Raw genomic sequence first — 17,260 nt, forward strand, 5'->3', positions numbered from 1 at the left:
GGTAGACCGCCACCGGATCCGGTTTGTGGGACATCACCGCAGCTCAGAGAAATTGGGACGAGGTGCTCTGCGAGGGCGTTCCCACTCGGCGGCGGCCTGCTGCTCCGCCTCGGTGGCCAGGCGGTTGGCCTCGGCCTGCGCGATCCGGGCGTCCCGCTGCACGGCCGCCGCGTGCGGCATCGCCAGGTTCTTGATGTAGCCCGTCGGGTCCTCGATCTCATGGATCTGGAGCGAATCGACGATGAGCCCGAGCTTCTCCATCTCGGTGCCGCATGCGGCCCGCGTCTGCCCGGTGAGCTTCTCCCGGTCCCGGATCATGTCCTCGACCGTCAACCCGCCCACGATGGACCGCAGATGACCGGCGAAGACATTGTGCACCCGCTCCGACATCAGCTTCTGCTGATCGAGGAAACGGCGGGCCGCGTTGGCGATCGACACGAAGTCGTCGCCCACCTTGAAGATGACAACGCCCCGCACCCGCAGCGGAATCCCCTGATGCGTGACGCAATCGACGGACAGCTCCGTCTCGTTGAGATCCAGGGACATCTTCCGTACGGCCTGGACCCCGGGCAGGACGAGAGTGCCGTGACCGGTGACGATCCGGAACCCCATGCCCTGCCCCAGGCCCTCGGTCTTGTGCTTGGAACCCGAGATGACCAGTGCTTCGTTCGGCTCGGCCACCCGCCACATCAGCTTGAAAAGGCCGAACAACACCATGATGGCGGCGAGTGCGAGACCCGCCGTGACGCCGATGACCATCGGCATGCGCCCCCTTATCGCGGCACCCCGTCGGCACCGCTGAACACGGGGGAGTCTTCTCCTGCTCGCCGCGGCGCAGAAGACGCGTGCACATCCTTGCCGAACTCTTGACGACGAAAGCCGTCAAGAACCCCCCGCGCGAGCCTCAACTCCCGTACGCGGGAGCCACATAGACCGTGCGCGGCGGCAGATGCTCGATCACCGTCACCACCGTGCCCACCTCGATGCGCTCCTTCGCCGAGGCCGGATACGCGAGAAAGTGCTCGGCCCCGCCCCGGATCCGTACCATCACCTCGCCGACCAGTCCCGGCCCCACCGTCCCGGTCACCCGGCCGAGCAGCCCCACCATCGAGGATTCATACATGCCCCGGAGCGTACCCATGCGGCACGGGTCTGGAAGACTGCCGGACGCCATGAGCCTGTTACCGAACCAGCCCACCCAACGCCCCGTCCCCACCAGCGCCGACGTCGCACGGCTCGCCGGGGTCTCACGGGCCACCGTCTCGTACGTGCTGAACAACAGCGCCACCGTGCGGATCAGCGAATCCACCCGCCGCCGGGTCAAGGAAGCGGCCACCGAACTGGGTTACGTACCGCACGCGGCGGCGCGGAGCCTGCGCGCCGGACACACCCGCATGGTGTTGCTGCCCACCATGAACTTCCCGACCGGTCCGCTCCACCACCGCTTCTTCCATGAACTGGAAGCGGGACTGCGCCGTCTCGACTACACCGTGGTCCAGTACGGCAGTACCGGCCTGGACCCCGACGACGCACCCCGCGCCTGGGCCGAACTCCGGCCCGTCGCGGTGATCGCTCCCGGCACGATCGACCTCACCGCGCAGGGGATATCCGTGCTCAGGCGGTCCGGGGCCAAGGCCGTGATCACACTGGGCCCGCGGCCGGTGCCGGGTGCCCACGCACTGGTCATGGACCAGCGGGAGGTCGGCAGCTGCGCGGTCGGCCATCTGCTGGAGCACGGCCGGCGCCGCATCGGCGTGGTCATGCCCGAGGAATGTGGTCTGGGCATGTTCGCCGAACCCCGGCTGACCGGGGCCCGGCAGGCCGCACAGTTCCACGGGGCCCGGGTCGAGCCGCTGCCGCTGCGGTACGACGAGGAGTCGGCCGCCCGGCTGGCAGCCCGTTGGCGCACCCTGGACCTCGATGCCGTGTTCGCCTACAACGACGAGTACGCGATGCTCCTGATGCGGGCCCTCAAGGACGCGGGCATCGACGTGCCCCGGGAGACCGCCGTGGTCGGTGCCGACGACCTGATGCTGGGCAGGCTGCTGCGGCCCCGGCTCAGCACCGTACGCATGGAGCTGGCCACCGCCCAGCCACTGGCGGACCTCGTCGACCGGCTGGTGCGGCACCCCGGAGGTGCCCCCGAACACCACGACCTGCTGCGGGTCGGGGTGGTCCGGCGCGAGTCGGGCTGAGGGCGCCGGGACCGGGCGCGGCGGTCGGACCGCAGCGTGCGGCAGCGCGGCAACGTGCGCACCGCGCGCCGCTTGCCTAGCGTCATGACCATGAGTCATCCGGAGAGTTACGAGATCCTGCTGGTTCCCCGTTTCGCCGAGGACACCGCCGGCGCGGCCGAGCCCGGCGCGGCCGAGCACGATGCCGCCGAGGACGACGCGGCCGAGCCCGATGCCGGCGAGACCGGCGGTGCCATCCGCTCGGCGGTCGTGTCGGCGACCGGTGAGACGGGGGCATCGGGCTACCCCCGGTATTCCGGCGAAGGCATCGTCGCGGACATCGACCCCACGACGCACGCGGTGGAGGCCCTGCTGGTCGACGGCGCCGAGCTGGCCTTCGGCCTCACGGCCCGGATCAAGGAGCGGGACGCCGAAGCCGAGCGCTGAGGCCGTGCCGCCCGCTCCCGGACACGATGACGGGCCCGGCCGGTCCGGCCGGGCCCGTCATCCGCGCACGGAGCGCAGGGCGCGCAGGGAGCGCACGGATCCCGGGAAGCCCAGGGCCTTTCCGGCCCTGGGGTCTTTCGTTTGGACCATGCCGGATCCAAACGAAAGACCCTAGCTCTGCCCCTTCTGCTGCTCCTCGATGGACTTGCGGACCACGTCCATGTCCAGCTTCCTCGCCTGCCCGATCACATCCTCCAGCGCTGCCTCCGGCAGCGCTCCGGGCTGCGCGAACACCGCCACGTTCTCCCGGACGATCATCAGCGTGGGAATGGAGCGGATCTCGAAGGCCGCCGCGAGCTCCTGCTGCGCCTCGGTGTCGACCTTGGCGAAGACCAGGTCGTCGTGGCGCTCCGAAGCCGCATCGTAGACCGGCGCGAACTGCCGGCACGGGCCGCACCAGGAAGCCCAGAAGTCGATCAGGACGAAGTCGTTGTCACTGACGACCTGATCGAAGTTTTCCTTGGTGAGCTCAATGGTGCTCATTGTCTGTTACCTCTTCCTGTGCCCGCTCGGAACTGTCCGAACAACGGTGCCTGCACCTGCGCTATTCCGCCTGCCCATGTGGCCGTCGCGCACACCCACGACCAGACTGTCCCCATGACAGATGCTTCCCTGAACGCCGAGTACGACGTCGTGGTGATCGGAGCGGGTCCGGTGGGTGAGAACGTCGCCGACCGGGCCCGTGCCGCCGGACTGAGCACGGCGGTCGTCGAGTCGGAGCTGATCGGCGGCGAGTGCTCCTACTGGGCCTGCATGCCCAGCAAGGCCCTGCTGCGCCCGGTGGTCGCCCGCGCCGACGCCCGCCGCGTCCCGGGCCTCAGCGACGCCGTGCAGGGGCCGCTGGACACCGCCGCGGTCCTCGCCCACCGTGACGCGTACGCATCGCACTGGAAGGACGACGGACAGGTCGCCTGGCTGGAGGGCATCGGCGCGGACATCTACCGGGGCCGGGGCAGGCTCACCGGCGAGAAGGCGGTGTCCGTCACCGCGCCCGACGGCACGGAACACCGGCTCACCGCCCGCCATGCCGTCGCCGTCTGCACCGGCAGCCGCGCCGTCGTCCCCGACCTGCCCGGCATCGACGGGGTCAGGCCCTGGACCAGCCGGGAGGCGACGAGTGCCAGGAAGGTACCCGGCCGCCTCGTGATCGTCGGCGGCGGCGTGGTCGGCGTGGAGATGGCCACCGTCTGGCAGGCCCTCGGCGCCCGGGTGACGATGCTGATCCGCGGCAAGGGCCTCCTGCCGAAGATGGAGCCCTTCGCCGGCGAACTGGTCGGGCAGGCCCTCACCGAGGCGGGCGCCGACATCCGCACCGGGGCCTCGGTCGCCGCCGTACGGCGCGCGGTGCCGGACGGCCCGGTCACCGTGGAACTGGACGGCGGCGGACGCATCGAGGCCGACGAGATCCTCTTCGCCACCGGCCGGGCCCCGCGCACCGACGACCTCGGACTGGAAACGGTGGGCCTGGAGCCCGGCACCTGGCTCCCCGTCGACGACAGCTGCCGCGTCGAGGGCACCACCTGGCTCTACGCGGTCGGCGATGCCAACCACCGGGCGCTCCTCACCCACCAGGGCAAGTACCAGGCACGCATCGCGGGCGCCGCGATCGCCGCCCGCGCCGCCGACGTACCGCTGCTGGAGACCGACCGCTGGGGCGCCCACGCCGCCACCGCCGACCATGCGGCCGTCCCCCAGGTCGTCTTCACCGACCCGGAGGCCGCCTCGGTCGGCCTCACCCTCGCCGAGGCCGAGCGGGCCGGCCACCGGGTGCGGGCCGTCGATCACGACCTCGCCGCGGTGGCCGGTTCCGGCCTGTACGCGGACGGATACCGGGGCCGCGCCCGCATGGTCGTGGACCTCGACCGGGAGGTCCTGCTCGGTGTCACCTTCGTCGGACCGGGCATCGGCGAGCTGCTGCACTCGGCGACGATCGCGGTCGCGGGCGAGGTCCCCATCGACCGGCTGTGGCACGCCGTACCCGCGTACCCGACGATCAGCGAGGTCTGGCTGCGCCTGCTGGAGGCGTACCGGGACGCGTAGGCCCTCGATACGGGGCGGCATCCGTACCGGCCGTGACGACGGCCGCCAGCAGCGACTTCGTGTACGGGTGCCGGGCGCGTCGCACAACAGGATGCCGGGCGACGGTGCGAGGGCGCGGGCGATGGCGACGCGTTCGCTCGCCATCCTCGGCGGGCGGGGCGGCCGCAACCAGTCGCTGCGGATGCTGTGACCAGGACTCACCGGCAGGGGCCGACGGACCGGACCCGGCCGAACGGTCAGGCCGGCGGCCGGAGATCGCTGGTGGTGACGCGCACGTGGTCGACGACGAGTTGCTGCGGGAAGGAGGTGCTGCCGTCGGGGTCGCCCGGCCAGTAGCCGCCCACCGCGAGGTTCAGGATCAGGAAGAAGGGCTTGTCGAACACCCAGGCGTTGCCCCCGAGGTCGGCGGGCGTACGGCGCTGGTAGACGTTTCCGTCCACCGACCAGGTCACCGAGCCGGGCGCCCAGTCGACCGCGAAGGTGTGGAAGTCGTCGGCGAACGCCTGGCCGCCGGGCAGGGTGTAGGCGGCGCCGATGCCACCGGAACCGGAGTAGCCCGGCCCGTGCAACGTGCCGTGGACCGTGGACGGTTCGAATCCGACGTTCTCCATGACGTCGATCTCGCCCGAGTCGGGCCAGCCGACCTGGCCGATGTCGTCGCCCAGCATCCAGAAGGCCGGCCACATGCCCTGACCGCGCGGCACCTTCATCCTCGCCTCGACGTGCCCGTATGTCTGGGTGAACTTGCCGGAGGTGTTCAGCCGTGCCGAGGTGTACTCACAAGTGCCGTACCAGCACTGGTAGTTGTTCGGACTCTCGCGGCGCGCGGTGATGACCAGATGGCCCTGGCCGTCGAGTGCCGCGTTGCTGTTCCCGGCCGTGTAGTACTGCCGTTCATGGTTGTTGACGTTGTCGCCGGTCTCGGTCTGCCACTTGGCGCTGTCCACGGCGGAGCCGGCGGGGCCGGCGAAGTCATCGGTGAACGTTGCTGCCGCGGCCCGGGCTCCGGGCGCGGGCGTTCCGGCCGCGAGACCGGAAGAGGCCGATACGAGGGTGAGTACGGAGATCGCGGCCACGAGCAGGCGGCGGGGGAGGCGGGGGGAGGTCATGGGGTTTCCTTCCCGTGCGGAATGGAGCAGTCGAGCTTTTGCCATGCATATGACAAATGCTCGTTGTGGGGGGAGCAGGGAGAGGTCTTGGTTCTGTATGTGATTTAAGAAGTGAACCAAAGCGGTGTCAAGACCTTGGTACGGACCACACTTCTTGCATCCAGCGGTTGCGCGAGGGGGGTCCGGGATCAGTCGCCCGGTGCGGGGGACAGCGGCTGTCCGCACCGAAGGTTCCACCGGCCGGCCCGTCCACCGAGCCCGGTCAGTGTGAGTGGGGCGACATCCAGCCGCCAGTACGCCTCCACCGGCAGGGCGAGTGCCACGACGACCACCGCCCGCACCACCGCCGGCTCGACGACCCCCAGTACGCGGTGGCCCTCGTCGCCCTCGGTGGACTCCAGTGTCTCCAGCCAGCGTCCGGTCCGGGCGCAGAGCTCCAGCAGGGACTCGCCACCATGGGGAGTTGCCGCAGGGTCGGTCAGCCAGGCCGAGACCGCCTCCGGCTCGGCCGCGCTCACCGCTGCCAGCCGTCGGCCGCTCCACCGGCCCATGTCCCAGCCACGGACGGCCGGTTCGGGCCCGGCGCGAAGCCCCAACGCGTCGGCAGTCCCGGCGCATCGCTCGGACGGCCCGCGCAGATACCGGTCGGCGGCGGGCACCGCTGACGCGACGGCCCGGGCGTGGCGGGCCCCGGCCGCGTCGAGCGGTGCGTCACCGTCGAAACGGGCCTCGCGCAGCGCGGCGTTGAGCGCCGGTGAGATCAACATCACCTGTATCGCCATGACCGGGTCAACTCCTTGAACTCTGGCCCCTCGGGTGTGCCCACCATGGCATCCGGGCGGTCCGGTTCGCCGTCGGCACCATGGCAGGGGCCGCCTCCAAGGAGTATCGTCACGACGAACATGGCGTAGGTGCGACGGAAGTCCGGTGAGAATCCGGCACGGTCGCGCCACTGTGAACCCGCCTCCGCGCGGGAAGTCAGACCCGGCACCTACGCCTCAGGCACCACGATCGGGACGCGTGTTCCCTCAGGAGGTTCTGCCATGGCACAGACCGTTGCGCCCCCCACCGCCGTACCGGCGATCACTCCCATCTCCCCGAAGGCCATTGCCCCTTGGGCGGTCTTCTTCGGCATCCTCATGCTCGTACTGCTGTACTTCGTCGGCGCCGAGCAGGGCGCCACCGCGGTCATTTCCGGCGAAGGTGTCCACGAGTGGGTCCACGACGGCCGCCACCTCCTCGGTTTCCCCTGCCACTGACGTACCGTCCGATCCAGGGGAAACCTCATGAACTCCATATCTGTCAGAGCTCTGCTCGTCCGCGGCATGCTGGCCGGCCTCGCCGCGGGTGTGCTCGCTCTGCTCGTCGCCTACTTCCTCGGCGAGTCGCGTGTGGACGCGGCCATCGCCCTTGAGGAGTCGCACAACCACCACCATGACGGCGGCGAGGAGCTGGTCAGCCGCACCGTGCAGTCCACCGTCGGCCTCGCCACCGGGGTACTGGTCTTCGGTGTGGCGGTCGGCGGTATCGCCGCCCTCGTCTTCTGCTACGCCCTCGGCCGGATCGGCAGATTCGGCCCGCGGGCCACGGCCGCCCTGATCGCGGGTGCGGCCCTGCTGACGGTGTACGTCGTGCCGTTCCTGAAGTACCCGGCCAACCCACCTGCCGTCGGCAACCCCGACACCATCGGCCGGCGTACCGCGCTGTTCTTCCTCATGGTCGCCCTGAGCGTGCTGCTGGCCGTCGCCGCGGTCATTCTCGGCAGGCGGCTGGCTCACGGGCTGGGCAACTGGAACGCGACGATCACGGCAACCGCCGCCTACCTCCTGGTGATCGGGCTCGCCTACGCGTTCCTGCCCTCGTACAACGAAGTGGGCAAGGACTTCCCGGCCGCCCTGCTGTGGGAGTTCCGTCTGAGCACCCTCGCCGTGCAGGCCACCCTCTGGGTGACCTTCGGTCTCGTCTTCGGCGCTCTGACGGACCGGCTGCTCGCGCCGGGGACCGGCACCGTCACAACAGGAAACGGCCCCGCGAACCGGGCAGCTCCGGCGGCCGGCTGACCGGATCAACGCCTGCGGGCCGATGAGCGGAACCCCGCCGGGAGCTCCCGGCGGGGTTCCGGCGTTCCGCTGCCGCGCACCGGCCGGTCCGGCGCTCGACGGCCACGGGTCACTCCCCGGTCTGCGGGACCCAGTCGATCCGGTAGTGCTTCAACCGCTCGTCCTCCTTCACCAGGTGCATGCCGGCGGCTTCCATGACGCGCTGGGACGCGATGTTGCCCAGGTCGGTGTCACCGTGCACACAGCTCACCCCCTGATCACGGGCGAACAGGAGCAGGGCGCGCAAGGCCTCGGAGGCGTAACCCATCCCCTGGGCCGAGGGGACCAGGCCGTAACCGATCGTGACGTGCCTGTTCTCGTCCGGCGCGCCGTGGAATCCCATTCCGCCGATCACCAGTCCGTCCGTGCGCCGGCGTATCTCGTACGAGCCGAAGGGGCTGGGGTCGCCGGTCGTCGCACAGGTGTCGAGGAAGCGCCCGGCCGCGGCCACCTCGCCGGGGGACGGGTAGCCGGGCGCCCAGAGGGCCCCGTCTCCCGGCGTGCCCGACACCACCCGCAAGGCGTCGGAGGCGTTCATCGGGTGGAGCAGGAGGCGCGGGGTCTCAAGATCGGTCATGGGCGAGTGAAGTATCACGCGGGCCGGGCGGACGTCATCCGAATTGACCGGGAGACGCCCGCCGACCGCGGGGGTCCGGAGGGCTCGTCGGGCTCCTCCCGGACTCACCCGGCGGCAGGACCCTGGCTGTCCTTCCGGCCCGCATCGAAGTCGAAGTCCCCGGAGAACGCCGCCGCCATCCGCAGATGACCGGCCGCCTCCGCGCTCCGCCCCTGGCGCTCAAGGGTGCGGCCCAGCATCAGCCGCGCATAGTGCTCGACCGGGTCGCGCTCCAGCACCGCCCGCAGCTCCGTCTCGGCCTTGCCGAGCCGTGCCGAGTGGTAGTAGGTCCGGGCCAGCAGCAGACGCGGCGACACCTGCTCCGGGACCTCCTCCACCAGCCCCTCCAGGATCCGGGCCGCGGTCATGTACTCCTTCGCCTCGAAGAACATCTGCGCACGGTCCCAGCGATCGGCAGCCGTACCGAACTCGTAGTAGGTGTCGCTCACTTGCCCTCCTCTGTCACGGACCGTCCGGATCGTGCCCGGCTCCGTCCAACCGCCGGCCCAGCTGTCGCTCGACCACCCTGCGATTGCCGGAACGCCGAGTGATGATTGAATATTCCACTAAATTGTCGGCGTGGGTACCAGTACTCACGGGCCCGCACAGGAATAGGTTGAGCGCCATGAGCAATCTCGATCGCCAGGCCGCACTCTCCGTCTGCGGAGGGCGGGGCTTCGTCGTCGCCGAGCCCGTACGTGAACTCCTCACACCCCGCCACGTCCGGCTGGGCGAGTCCACCGAGGTCCGCAGGCTGCTGCCCAACCTGGGCCGCCGGATGGTCGGAGCCTGGGCCTTTGTCGATCATTACGGCCCCGACGACATCGCGGGCGAACCCGGGATGCAAGTGCCGCCCCACCCTCACATGGGCCTGCAGACGGTCAGCTGGCTGCACGACGGCGAGGTCCTGCACCGGGACAGCCTCGGCAGTCTCCGCACGATCCGCCCGCGCGAACTGGGACTGATGACCTCCGGCCGGGCCATCAGCCACTCCGAGGAGAGCCCGAAGGCCCACGCGAGGTTTCTGCACGGCGCCCAGCTCTGGGTCGCCCTGCCGGACGCCCACCGCCATGTCGAGCCCCACTTCCAGCACCACACCGACCTGCCGACCGTCTCGGCCCCCGGCCTCACCGCCACCCTGATCCTGGGCGAACTCGACGGCACCGCCTCGCCCGGCACCGCGTACACCCCGATCGTCGGCGCCGACATCGCCCTGGCCGCCGGCGCTGAGGCCCGACTGCCGCTCGACCCGGACTTCGAGTACGCGGTGCTCTCCATGTCCGGCCAGGCCGAGGTCGACGGCGTGCCAGTGCTTCCCGGTTCCATGCTCTACCTCGGCTGCGGCCGCACCGCACTTCCCTTGCGCGCGGACTCCGACGCGGGCCTCATGCTCCTCGGTGGCGAGCCCTTCGAGGAGGAGATCGTCATGTGGTGGAACTTCATCGGGCGGTCCCACGAGGAGATCGAGGAGGCCCGGCAGGCGTGGGCGGAGGGCTCCCGCTTTGGTGAGGTGCACGGCTACGACGGCGGCCGGCTGCCTGCTCCCGCACTGCCGCCGGTGGCGCTGAAACCGCGGGGACGGGTGCGCTGACCTGGGGTGACGTGCCCTCCGACGCTCCCCGTTGCGTGCGCTCGGGCGGCGGTCAGATCGCGGGTCGAGCCGGGCAGCGCCGCAGACGCCCGGATCAGACGTCCGAAGGGATCGGTGAGGACCTGGACGTTCATGCCGTGGCGCTCGCGCCCCCCGGAGTAGTACGGAGTGTCGGCGGCGATCCGGTCGATCTGCAGGAGGGTGCCGTCCAGGATCACGAACGCCTTCGTCGAGGACGGGCGCCCGGTTTGCAGTGCCTGCTTATCAGCGGCTGAACCACGGCGACCGTCCGCGGCACCAGTGCGTCGACTGCGGAGAGATGGGGGCCGTCGACCGTCGCCGCTCCCGGGCACGGTGCGTGGCCTGGGAGCGGCGAGGCATGGGATCTCCGGGTGCGGACTCATGTCGAGCTTGAATCGCCCGTACGGTTTACATGGGTCGGGAGAAGCGGTGCATGGGCATCGGCGGACACCATGACCGCGTGTCGGGCCCAGTCTGCAACCTCGGAGGCTCCGGTGTGTCGGTCAGGCCGAGCGCAGGGCGTCCGTCGGGGACACCCTGGCTGCGCGCAGTGCCGGGTAGATTCCGGCGACGGCCGCCACCAGTACCGACACCAGGGGGCTGGCGATGACCGTGTAGAGCGGGATGGAGGCGGGCCAGCCCTGTACGAGGGCGTAGCCGTAGACCGCGAGGCCGCCCACGAACAGCCCGCCGACTCCTCCGATGAGGCCCATCAGTACGGCCTCGATGAGGAACTGAACGGCGATCTGGCCACCTCGGGCCCCCAGCGCGCGGCGCAGTCCGACCTCGCCGCGGCGTTCCATCACTCCCACGACCATGGTGTTGGCGATGCCGACGCCGCCCACGAGCAGGGCGACCGCAGCGAGGGCGAGGACCAGTCCGGTGAGGGAGTTCTTGGTCTCGGCCCGTGCCGTGTACAGGTCGGAAGGGCGGCTGACGGCGACCGTGCTCGGGTTGGCGGGGTCGGCGGTGGCTCCGGCAACGGTCTGTACGCCAGGGACGCGTTCGGGGTGGGCCCTGAGGTAGACCATGGCGGCGGTGCCGTCCGCGCCCAGGTGGGCGGTGGCCTCGGGCCAGCCGACCAGGGCGGCGGTGCCGAGCTCGGGTGCGAGCTCGTTCGGGGCCAGGATTCCGGTGACGACGAACCACTGTCCGCCCAGCCAGACCCGCTCGCCCGGCGCGGTCACGCCGAGCCGGAGTGCGGCCTGGTCGCCGAGCACGGTCACCGGGAGGTTCTCGCTCGCCCTGTCCAGCCAGTGCCCGCTCCGCAGGGTGGCGTGCAGGACGTCGAGCAGGTTGAGCCGGGCGGCCAGTACGGTGAGGCTGTTGGTCTGCTGCGCTGGGACCAGGTCGTTGCGGTAGACCTGGGCTTTGGTGGCCCCGGTCGCGGTGACCTGTTGCACGGGGGCGATGTTGGCGAGCATCTTCTCGGCCGTGGGCGGCAGTGGCACCGGCTTCTGGTCGGCGCCGTTGCCGGGGGCGACGGTGATCAGGTTGGAGCCGAGCCGGTCCAGGCGCTCCAGCAGGTGCGCCTGGTTGGAGGCGGAGATCCCGGTCACGGCGATGACGGCGGCGATGCCCAGGGAGATGCCGAGCGCGGACAGGGCGGAGCGCATCTTGCGGGTGCGTGGTCCGATCATGCCGAGGCGCAGCGTGTCTGTCGGGCGCAGCCGGGTGCGTCGCAGGGGTGGCGTCATCGGACAGCTCCTGCGGGGTGCGGGCCGCGTTCGTCGAAGTCGATGCGGCCGTCGTGGAGGGCGATTCGCCGGGGGAAGGAGGCGGCCAGCTCGCGGTCGTGGGTGATGACGACGACCGTGGTGCCGTTGGCGTTCAGGGTGCGCAGCAGTTCGACGACGGCGGCGCCGGAGACACTGTCCAGGGCCCCGGTGGGTTCGTCGGCGAGCAGTAGTGCGGGGCGGCCGACGAGGGCGCGGGCGATGGCGACGCGCTGCTTCTCGCCACCGGAGAGCTGGTCGGGGTGGTGGCGGAGTCGGTGCCCGAGGCCCACCTCGTGCAGGGCTTCGGCGGCTCTGGTGCGCCGGAGTGAGGCGGGGACGCCGCTGTAGAGGAGGCCGGTGGCGACGTTCTCGACCGTGGTGAGCCCGGACAGCAGGAAGAACTGCTGGAAGACAAAGCCGATCCGGTGGGCGCGCAGGGCGGCCAGTTCGGGGTCGGAGAGCGCGGACAGGTCGCGTCCTTCGAAGTGCAGCTTTCCCGCAGTGGGCCGGTCGAGGGAGCCGAGCAGCGCGAGGAGGGTGGACTTGCCGGAGCCGGAGGGGCCGACGACGGCGAGGAGTTCTCCGGCTTCGACGGTGAGGTCGATGCCGTGCAGGATGCGCAGCGGCGGTGATCCCGGGTACTCCTTGGTGATGCCGGAGAGTTCCAGCACGGTTGCCCTGCGGGGTGGCTGATGGGGCATCACTTCGGGATCACCACCTGGGCGCCGGCTTGGACGTCCCCGGTGATCTGCGCCTTGGCGTCGGCGACCAGTCCCAGCTGGATCCTGACAAGCCGGGTGGTGGTGCCGCTGACGACCTGGACTCCGTAGCCGCCGCCGTCCAGCGCGAGCAGCGCGGTGACGGGGACGAGGAGCGCATCGCTGACGGTCTCGCCGACGACGGTGACGGTCACGGAGGAGGGCCCGGCCTGCTTGGCCTGCCGCTGGTGGTCCAGCGCGATGGTGACGGTGGTCTTGTCCGCGCCACCGGAGCCGTCCGAGCCGTTGTCCCCGCCGTCGCCGGAACCGCCGCGGAGCAGTGAGCGAATACGTCCGTTGATGGTGCTGCCGTCGGCCAGCTTCACCCTCACCCGGCCGTTGGGCTTGAACTGGGAGAGCTGGTTGTCGGCGGGCTGCGCGGTGGCAACCAGGTCGGTGTCGGACACGGTCATGACCGCGATGGACCCGAGGGCAGAGCCGAGCTGTGCGCCGAGCTGCTGCACCCGCACGGCCGCCTGCGGCAGCATGACGACACTGCCGAGCGTGACCGTCCCCGTCTGCTTCTCACCGAGGGACTTCTGCCAGCGCTTGACGGCGGCGACGGTGGCAGGGGTGAACTTCTGATCAGCCGCCAGGCCGAGTCCGTCGGCGTAGCCGAGCTTGATCAGGTTGCGTTTGAGCTGTTCGACGTCGGGTCCGTCACTGATTTCGGGGCCGAGGTCGCGCCACATCGGCCGGTCCCCGGTGAGCAGCACCACGGGCCGTCCGTCGACCTCGTAGAACTTCGCTCCCGCCTTGACGACGGCACCGACGGCGGGCAGGGCAGTGATGGTTCCGTGGCCGGAGGCGATTACGGGAGTCGGGGTGTCGTAGCCGAGCGCGCCGCCAACCTGGATGCCGGTGGACAGCGAGCCCTTCTGCACCGCAACGGTTCCGTGGCTGACGGACGGCTGCGGGGAGGCGGTGCCGTGGTGCTCCCAGGGGCGTATCGCGGCGAGCGCACCCGAGCCGCCGAGCGCGGCGACCAGGACGAGCGCGACGACGACCTTACGGCGCTTTTTCCGCGCGGGGGCGGGCGAGGTGCCGGCGGGGGCGGTGGTCTCAACAGTGCGGTTCATGATCACTGACCGATCGAGTAGCCGGGCATCGGGAGCTTGCCGCAGGCCGGCTGGATGGCGTCCCATTTGGCGGTGTTGAGCGAATTCGCCGGGAATTTGAGGATGCCGGTCTTGGGGTCGGGGTCAGGGATGTCCGCGTAGCCGTTCTTCCGCGCGCACGCGACAAAGGCGCGCGCCTGTTCGACGGCCTTCTCGTTGCCCTTCGGCTGGACCTGGTGGATGCCGGGGACCTTGGCGTCGCAGACCTTGCTCGACGCGTCGAAGCCATTGGCCGAGCCGGGACTGTCGGCACCGGTTCCGATGGCCGGGAAGGTGATGTTGCCGTCCTTGTCCTGCTCGACGCTGGTCTGCCCCTGCTTGTGCATGCAGTCCACCCAGGCCCGCCGGACCGCGTCGTCGTCCTGCGGCTTGCTCTTTCCCGTGCCGTCGCCTCCGGCCACGCTGGGCGCCGCGTCGCCGGAGGAGCAGCCGGTCATCATGAGCGCCGCGGTCACGGCGGTCGCCGCCAGTACGGTTCGTACAGCCTTGGTACGCATTTCGTGGTCTCCCTGCTGGATGTCGACATCGACCTCGGCATTTCTACGGACCGGCGAGTTACGCACCGGTGAGTGCGTGCCTAACCACCGGCTAACGCCCGCCGAGGCATCGTTGACCAAGGAGGGCCAGCACAGGCCGGCGCGGGGCAGGACAGCGCAGCGCAGAGCGCGGCGAGTGGAGTGGAGTGGAGCAGAATGCGAGTGCTGATCGTCGAGGACGAGGTGGACCTGGCCGCGATGCTCGCCGAGGGCCTGCGCGCCGAGGGCATGGTCTGCGAGGTCGCCCACGACGGCGCCCGCGCGCTCGAAATGACGGCCGCCGCCGAGTATGACGTCCTGGTCCTGGACCGGCACCTGCCCAAGCTGAGCGGGGATGCCGTCTGCCGGGCCCTGAACACAGCCGGCTACCCGGCCAGAATCCTGATGCTCACCGCCGCCGGTGCCCTCGCCGACCTGGTCGACGGCCTCGGTCAGGGCGCCGACGACTACCTGGCCAAACCCTTTTCGTACCTGGAACTGATCGCCCGGCTGCGCGCGCTGGGCCGCCGCTCCCCTGCCGGCAGCAGCGCCACCGTGCTGAGCAGGCTCGGCGTCAACCTGGACACCGTGCGCAGGGTCGCCGAACGCGACGGCCGGCCACTGAAGCTGACACCCAAGGAGCTCGGAGTGCTGGAACTGCTGCTGGCCGCGGACGGCGCCCCCGTCCCCACCGAGCGGCTGCGGGACAGCCTGTGGGACGCGGCGATGGACCCGGCCACCACCGCAGTCCGGGTCACCATCCACTCGCTGCGTCGCAAGCTCGGCGACCCGCCACTGATCACCAACGACCCCGGCTACGGGTACCGGCTGTGAGCCGAGCCCGGACCTGTCGCCGTCTCTCGCTGCACGCGCTGCCCCTGCGCGGCCGATTGACCCTGATGACCACGACGGTCTTCACTGTCCTGGGCAGCGGACTGCTCCTGCTGAACTGGCTGAGCGCCCGCCAACTCCTGAAGGACAACCGCCACCGCATCGATCCCGCGAGTGTGCTCGCTCCCGCCCAGACGGAGCCGAGCCCCACCGCCACCCCGCAAGGCCCCTCGATCCCCGCCGCACTCACCAGTCCCGCTCAGCGCTTCGAAGACTTTCAGCACACCGTCCTCAGCGATCTGATGCTGCGCTCCCTGCTGTTGCTCGCCGTCTTCACCGCACTCGCCGGGCTGCTCGCCTGGTGGGGCAGCAGCCGCTCACTGCACCGCCTCAGCCAGGTCACTGCTGCGGCCCGGCGGATCAGTACCGGCAGCACCCTGGACGAACGGCTCGGCCTGACCGGCCCGCACGACGAGGTCCGCGAACTCGGCGACACCTTTGACACCATGCTCGACCGCCTGGACCGCAGCTTCACCGCCCAGCGCCGCTTCACCTCCCACGCCTCGCACGAACTGCGCACCCCGCTCACCCTCCAGCGCACCGCCCTGGAGATCCCACTCGCGCAAGGCCGGGTCCCGGCCGACCTGAGACCCGCCTTCCAGCGGGCGCTGGACGCCAACGCCCGCAGTGAACACCTGATCGCGGCACTGCTGACACTGGCACGTGGCGAGAGCGCACAGCTGACGCCGCAACCGGTCGACCTGGAGGATGCCGCCAAGGACGCCTTGGCGGACCTGGCCGACGAGGTCCGGACGGCAGGCATCCGGATCACCGCCGACCCGGGGCCCGCCCCGGTCACGGGCGACCCCTCACTGCTCAGGCAGATCGCACTGAACCTGCTGGCCAACGCTGTGCGGCACAACCACCGCGACGGCACGGCGACGGTGACCACCGGCACCGTCGGCGGCCTTGCCTTCATCGAAGTCGGCAACACCGGCCCGGTATTGGACCCGGACGAAATCCCCGCCCTCTTCGAACCGTTCCAGCGCGGTCGGGAACACCGCAGCGACGGGACCGGGCTGGGACTGGCCGTGGTCCGGGCGATCACCCTGACCCACCACGGCGAGCTCACCGCCACCCCACGCCCCGGCGGCGGCCTCACTGTCCGAGTCGAACTGCCCACCACACAAATGGAACAGGTCCCGCAGAGTCCGGCCTCTGAGAATCCAACGTTTCGGAACATCTGATCTCCGCCGGTACAAGGCGCGCGCTGTATCCCGAGTCGCTGACCAGAAAAGTCACTCCCAGTGTTCCGCGTCGAGAGTATTCGGCGGTATCGAGTATTGCTCGCCACCAGCAGGCACCGCATGGCCCCGTCGGCCGCTCATGGGGACGGACGCCGGGTGGCCATCTGCTGCTGGAACGTCGCGCAGGTGAGAATGTCTGCTTTGCTGCAGGCCCGCCGCCGCTGCCATCCGACCCTGGCCCCGGGCCAGGCACGGGCGATGCGTGTCAATCACGAGTACGGCCGCGGCGGCGCGCTGGCCTACCTGGCCGCCTACGACGTCCACCGCGCGAAGGTCCTCGGGCGCTGTGAGTCAAAGACCGGCATCATCCCCTTCATGGCCCTGGTCACCCAGGTGATGGCCGCAGAGCCCTACGCCAGCGCGAAACGCGTCTTCTGGATCGTCGCAACGGCTCCTCCCACTGTGAGAAGAAGGCCACCGACCGCCTGACCACGGCGTTTCCGAACGCCGTCATGGTCCACATCCCGTGCACGCCTCCTGGATGAACCAGATCGAGATCCTCTTCTCCATTGTCCAGCGCAAGGTCGTCCAACCCAACGACTTCACGGACCTGACCCGGGTCCGGGACCGGCTCCGAGCATTCGAGGACCGCTACAACGCCACAGCACAGTCGTTCCAGTGGAAGTTCACCACCACCGACCCGGACGATCTGCTGGCCCGGCTCGACCGACACACACCCGCCGACCGACAAGAAGAACCCTCCGCCTCGCCGCTTACCTGGTCAACCATCGAAGGAGCCGACCACTAAGCTTGTATTTAAAGGGTCTATCAGGAATCAGGTGTGGTTCGTCTGTTTGGCCTACAGGTTCTTCGGTGGGCTGATCGGCCTACGCTCGGGTGGCGGTGAGGCGGCCGT

General features: G+C 70.2%; 19 protein-coding genes, 3 pseudogenes and 1 riboswitch. Of the genes and pseudogenes, 10 read left to right on the forward strand and 12 right to left on the reverse strand.

Features of this window, described 5'->3' with window-relative positions; genetic code table 11:
* Positions 1 to 93: 93 nt before the first annotated feature.
* Positions 94 to 765: pseudogene (locus ABZY11_RS34365) on the reverse strand (flotillin family protein); the annotation flags it as partial.
* A 139-nt stretch (positions 766 to 904) separates the two neighbouring features.
* Positions 905 to 1,123 (reverse strand): hypothetical protein, encoded by a 219-nt coding sequence (locus tag ABZY11_RS34370; RefSeq protein ID WP_356482923.1) that lies wholly within the window; start codon positions 1,121 to 1,123, stop codon positions 905 to 907.
* 49 nt (positions 1,124 to 1,172) lie between these two features.
* Between ABZY11_RS34370 and ABZY11_RS34375 the strand changes: the two genes are divergently transcribed.
* Both ABZY11_RS34375 and ABZY11_RS34380 read left to right on the forward strand, forming a co-directional pair.
* Positions 1,173 to 2,195 (forward strand): LacI family DNA-binding transcriptional regulator, encoded by a 1,023-nt coding sequence (locus ABZY11_RS34375; RefSeq protein WP_356482924.1) that lies wholly within the window; start codon positions 1,173 to 1,175, stop codon positions 2,193 to 2,195.
* Positions 2,196 to 2,285: 90 nt separating this feature from the next.
* Entirely contained in the window at positions 2,286 to 2,621 is a 336-nt protein-coding gene (locus ABZY11_RS34380; RefSeq protein ID WP_356482925.1) for a hypothetical protein, read from the forward strand.
* Between the two features lie 171 nt (positions 2,622 to 2,792).
* On the opposite strand, the gene trxA is transcribed toward ABZY11_RS34380, so the two are convergent.
* Positions 2,793 to 3,164: a thioredoxin gene (trxA, locus tag ABZY11_RS34385; protein ID WP_356482926.1), complete on the reverse strand. Its 372-nt coding sequence runs from the start codon at positions 3,162 to 3,164 to the stop codon at positions 2,793 to 2,795.
* A 114-nt stretch (positions 3,165 to 3,278) separates the two neighbouring features.
* Between trxA and ABZY11_RS34390 the strand changes: the two genes are divergently transcribed.
* Positions 3,279 to 4,721 carry an NAD(P)/FAD-dependent oxidoreductase gene (locus ABZY11_RS34390; protein WP_356482927.1) on the forward strand — a complete coding sequence of 481 codons (1,443 nt, stop codon included), beginning with the start codon at positions 3,279 to 3,281 and terminating at the stop codon, positions 4,719 to 4,721.
* A 254-nt stretch (positions 4,722 to 4,975) separates the two neighbouring features.
* Here ABZY11_RS34390 and ABZY11_RS34395 read toward each other — a convergent pair.
* Together ABZY11_RS34395 and ABZY11_RS34400 are read right to left on the reverse strand one after the other, a co-directional pair.
* A pseudogene (locus ABZY11_RS34395) lies at positions 4,976 to 5,830 on the reverse strand (glycoside hydrolase family 16 protein); the annotation flags it as partial.
* 188 nt (positions 5,831 to 6,018) lie between these two features.
* Positions 6,019 to 6,612 (reverse strand): phosphoglycerate mutase family protein, encoded by a 594-nt coding sequence (locus ABZY11_RS34400; RefSeq protein ID WP_356482928.1) that lies wholly within the window; start codon positions 6,610 to 6,612, stop codon positions 6,019 to 6,021.
* 109 nt (positions 6,613 to 6,721) lie between these two features.
* Positions 6,722 to 6,870: riboswitch (adenosylcobalamin (AdoCbl) riboswitch) on the forward strand.
* Positions 6,871 to 6,873: 3 nt separating this feature from the next.
* On the opposite strand from ABZY11_RS34400, the gene ABZY11_RS34405 reads away from it, so the two are divergent.
* Positions 6,874 to 7,089, forward strand: a complete 216-nt coding sequence (locus ABZY11_RS34405; protein WP_356482929.1) for a CbtB-domain containing protein — start codon at positions 6,874 to 6,876, stop codon at positions 7,087 to 7,089.
* Between the two features lie 27 nt (positions 7,090 to 7,116).
* Positions 7,117 to 7,890 (forward strand): CbtA family protein, encoded by a 774-nt coding sequence (locus ABZY11_RS34410; RefSeq protein WP_356482930.1) that lies wholly within the window; start codon positions 7,117 to 7,119, stop codon positions 7,888 to 7,890.
* Positions 7,891 to 7,999: 109 nt separating this feature from the next.
* Here the strand turns inward: ABZY11_RS34410 and ABZY11_RS34415 are convergent, their stop codons facing one another.
* Together ABZY11_RS34415 and ABZY11_RS34420 are read right to left on the reverse strand one after the other, a co-directional pair.
* A complete protein-coding gene (locus ABZY11_RS34415; protein ID WP_356482931.1) occupies positions 8,000 to 8,506 on the reverse strand; it encodes a GNAT family N-acetyltransferase in 507 nt (168 codons plus the stop codon).
* Positions 8,507 to 8,610: 104 nt separating this feature from the next.
* Positions 8,611 to 8,994: a tetratricopeptide repeat protein gene (locus ABZY11_RS34420; protein ID WP_356482932.1), complete on the reverse strand. Its 384-nt coding sequence runs from the start codon at positions 8,992 to 8,994 to the stop codon at positions 8,611 to 8,613.
* 176 nt (positions 8,995 to 9,170) lie between these two features.
* Here ABZY11_RS34420 and ABZY11_RS34425 point away from each other — a divergent pair, with 176 nt between their 5' ends.
* Positions 9,171 to 10,136 carry a pirin family protein gene (locus ABZY11_RS34425; RefSeq protein WP_356482933.1) on the forward strand — a complete coding sequence of 322 codons (966 nt, stop codon included), beginning with the start codon at positions 9,171 to 9,173 and terminating at the stop codon, positions 10,134 to 10,136.
* A 35-nt stretch (positions 10,137 to 10,171) separates the two neighbouring features.
* On the opposite strand, the pseudogene ABZY11_RS34430 reads toward ABZY11_RS34425, so the two are convergent.
* From ABZY11_RS34430 to ABZY11_RS34450, 5 genes and pseudogenes are all read right to left on the reverse strand, one after another.
* A pseudogene (locus tag ABZY11_RS34430) lies at positions 10,172 to 10,363 on the reverse strand (transposase family protein); the annotation flags it as partial.
* A 297-nt stretch (positions 10,364 to 10,660) separates the two neighbouring features.
* Entirely contained in the window at positions 10,661 to 11,854 is a 1,194-nt protein-coding gene (locus ABZY11_RS34435) for an ABC transporter permease (protein WP_356482934.1), read from the reverse strand.
* Positions 11,851 to 12,576 carry an ABC transporter ATP-binding protein gene (locus tag ABZY11_RS34440; protein ID WP_356482935.1) on the reverse strand — a complete coding sequence of 242 codons (726 nt, stop codon included), beginning with the start codon at positions 12,574 to 12,576 and terminating at the stop codon, positions 11,851 to 11,853. The genes ABZY11_RS34435 and ABZY11_RS34440 overlap by 4 nt, the downstream gene beginning before the upstream one ends.
* Positions 12,576 to 13,712, reverse strand: coding sequence for a peptidoglycan-binding domain-containing protein (locus ABZY11_RS34445; RefSeq protein WP_356482936.1), 1,137 nt, complete (start codon positions 13,710 to 13,712; stop codon positions 12,576 to 12,578). Before ABZY11_RS34445 ends, ABZY11_RS34440 begins: the two co-directional genes overlap by 1 nt.
* Positions 13,713 to 13,714: 2 nt before the next feature.
* A complete protein-coding gene (locus ABZY11_RS34450; RefSeq protein ID WP_356482937.1) occupies positions 13,715 to 14,248 on the reverse strand; it encodes a hypothetical protein in 534 nt (177 codons plus the stop codon).
* Between the two features lie 195 nt (positions 14,249 to 14,443).
* On the opposite strand from ABZY11_RS34450, the gene ABZY11_RS34455 reads away from it, so the two are divergent.
* From ABZY11_RS34455 to ABZY11_RS34470, 4 genes are all read left to right on the forward strand, one after another.
* Positions 14,444 to 15,100, forward strand: coding sequence for a response regulator transcription factor (locus tag ABZY11_RS34455; RefSeq protein WP_356482938.1), 657 nt, complete (start codon positions 14,444 to 14,446; stop codon positions 15,098 to 15,100).
* A 65-nt stretch (positions 15,101 to 15,165) separates the two neighbouring features.
* The gene (locus ABZY11_RS34460) at positions 15,166 to 16,344 is read left to right on the forward strand and encodes a HAMP domain-containing sensor histidine kinase (RefSeq protein WP_356482939.1); all 1,179 of its coding nucleotides are present in this window, start codon (positions 15,166 to 15,168) and stop codon (positions 16,342 to 16,344) included.
* Between the two features lie 192 nt (positions 16,345 to 16,536).
* The gene (locus tag ABZY11_RS34465; protein ID WP_356482940.1) at positions 16,537 to 16,833 is read left to right on the forward strand and encodes a hypothetical protein; all 297 of its coding nucleotides are present in this window, start codon (positions 16,537 to 16,539) and stop codon (positions 16,831 to 16,833) included.
* A gap of 52 nt (positions 16,834 to 16,885) precedes the next feature.
* Positions 16,886 to 17,152, forward strand: coding sequence for a hypothetical protein (locus ABZY11_RS34470; RefSeq protein WP_356482941.1), 267 nt, complete (start codon positions 16,886 to 16,888; stop codon positions 17,150 to 17,152).
* Positions 17,153 to 17,260: the final 108 nt, after the last annotated feature.

Origin of the sequence: Streptomyces sp. NPDC006510, assembly GCF_040611955.1 — a bacterium.
GTDB lineage: Bacteria > Actinomycetota > Actinomycetes > Streptomycetales > Streptomycetaceae > Streptomyces.

Excerpts from the sequence above, each read along its gene's own strand:
- ABZY11_RS34370 (WP_356482923.1), bottom strand. The coding sequence starts at position 1,123 with ATGTATGAATCCTCGATGGTGGGGCTGCTCGGCCGGGTGACCGGGACG.
- ABZY11_RS34375 (WP_356482924.1), top strand. The coding sequence starts at position 1,173 with ATGAGCCTGTTACCGAACCAGCCCACCCAACGCCCCGTCCCCACCAGC.
- ABZY11_RS34380 (WP_356482925.1), top strand. The coding sequence starts at position 2,286 with ATGAGTCATCCGGAGAGTTACGAGATCCTGCTGGTTCCCCGTTTCGCC.
- trxA (WP_356482926.1), bottom strand. The coding sequence starts at position 3,164 with ATGAGCACCATTGAGCTCACCAAGGAAAACTTCGATCAGGTCGTCAGT.
- ABZY11_RS34390 (WP_356482927.1), top strand. The coding sequence starts at position 3,279 with ATGACAGATGCTTCCCTGAACGCCGAGTACGACGTCGTGGTGATCGGA.
- ABZY11_RS34400 (WP_356482928.1), bottom strand. The coding sequence starts at position 6,612 with ATGGCGATACAGGTGATGTTGATCTCACCGGCGCTCAACGCCGCGCTG.
- ABZY11_RS34405 (WP_356482929.1), top strand. The coding sequence starts at position 6,874 with ATGGCACAGACCGTTGCGCCCCCCACCGCCGTACCGGCGATCACTCCC.
- ABZY11_RS34410 (WP_356482930.1), top strand. The coding sequence starts at position 7,117 with ATGAACTCCATATCTGTCAGAGCTCTGCTCGTCCGCGGCATGCTGGCC.
- ABZY11_RS34415 (WP_356482931.1), bottom strand. The coding sequence starts at position 8,506 with ATGACCGATCTTGAGACCCCGCGCCTCCTGCTCCACCCGATGAACGCC.
- ABZY11_RS34425 (WP_356482933.1), top strand. The coding sequence starts at position 9,171 with ATGAGCAATCTCGATCGCCAGGCCGCACTCTCCGTCTGCGGAGGGCGG.
- ABZY11_RS34435 (WP_356482934.1), bottom strand. The coding sequence starts at position 11,854 with ATGACGCCACCCCTGCGACGCACCCGGCTGCGCCCGACAGACACGCTG.
- ABZY11_RS34440 (WP_356482935.1), bottom strand. The coding sequence starts at position 12,576 with ATGCCCCATCAGCCACCCCGCAGGGCAACCGTGCTGGAACTCTCCGGC.
- ABZY11_RS34445 (WP_356482936.1), bottom strand. The coding sequence starts at position 13,712 with ATGAACCGCACTGTTGAGACCACCGCCCCCGCCGGCACCTCGCCCGCC.
- ABZY11_RS34450 (WP_356482937.1), bottom strand. The coding sequence starts at position 14,248 with ATGCGTACCAAGGCTGTACGAACCGTACTGGCGGCGACCGCCGTGACC.
- ABZY11_RS34455 (WP_356482938.1), top strand. The coding sequence starts at position 14,444 with ATGCGAGTGCTGATCGTCGAGGACGAGGTGGACCTGGCCGCGATGCTC.
- ABZY11_RS34460 (WP_356482939.1), top strand. The coding sequence starts at position 15,166 with ATGACCACGACGGTCTTCACTGTCCTGGGCAGCGGACTGCTCCTGCTG.
- ABZY11_RS34465 (WP_356482940.1), top strand. The coding sequence starts at position 16,537 with ATGTCTGCTTTGCTGCAGGCCCGCCGCCGCTGCCATCCGACCCTGGCC.
- ABZY11_RS34470 (WP_356482941.1), top strand. The coding sequence starts at position 16,886 with ATGAACCAGATCGAGATCCTCTTCTCCATTGTCCAGCGCAAGGTCGTC.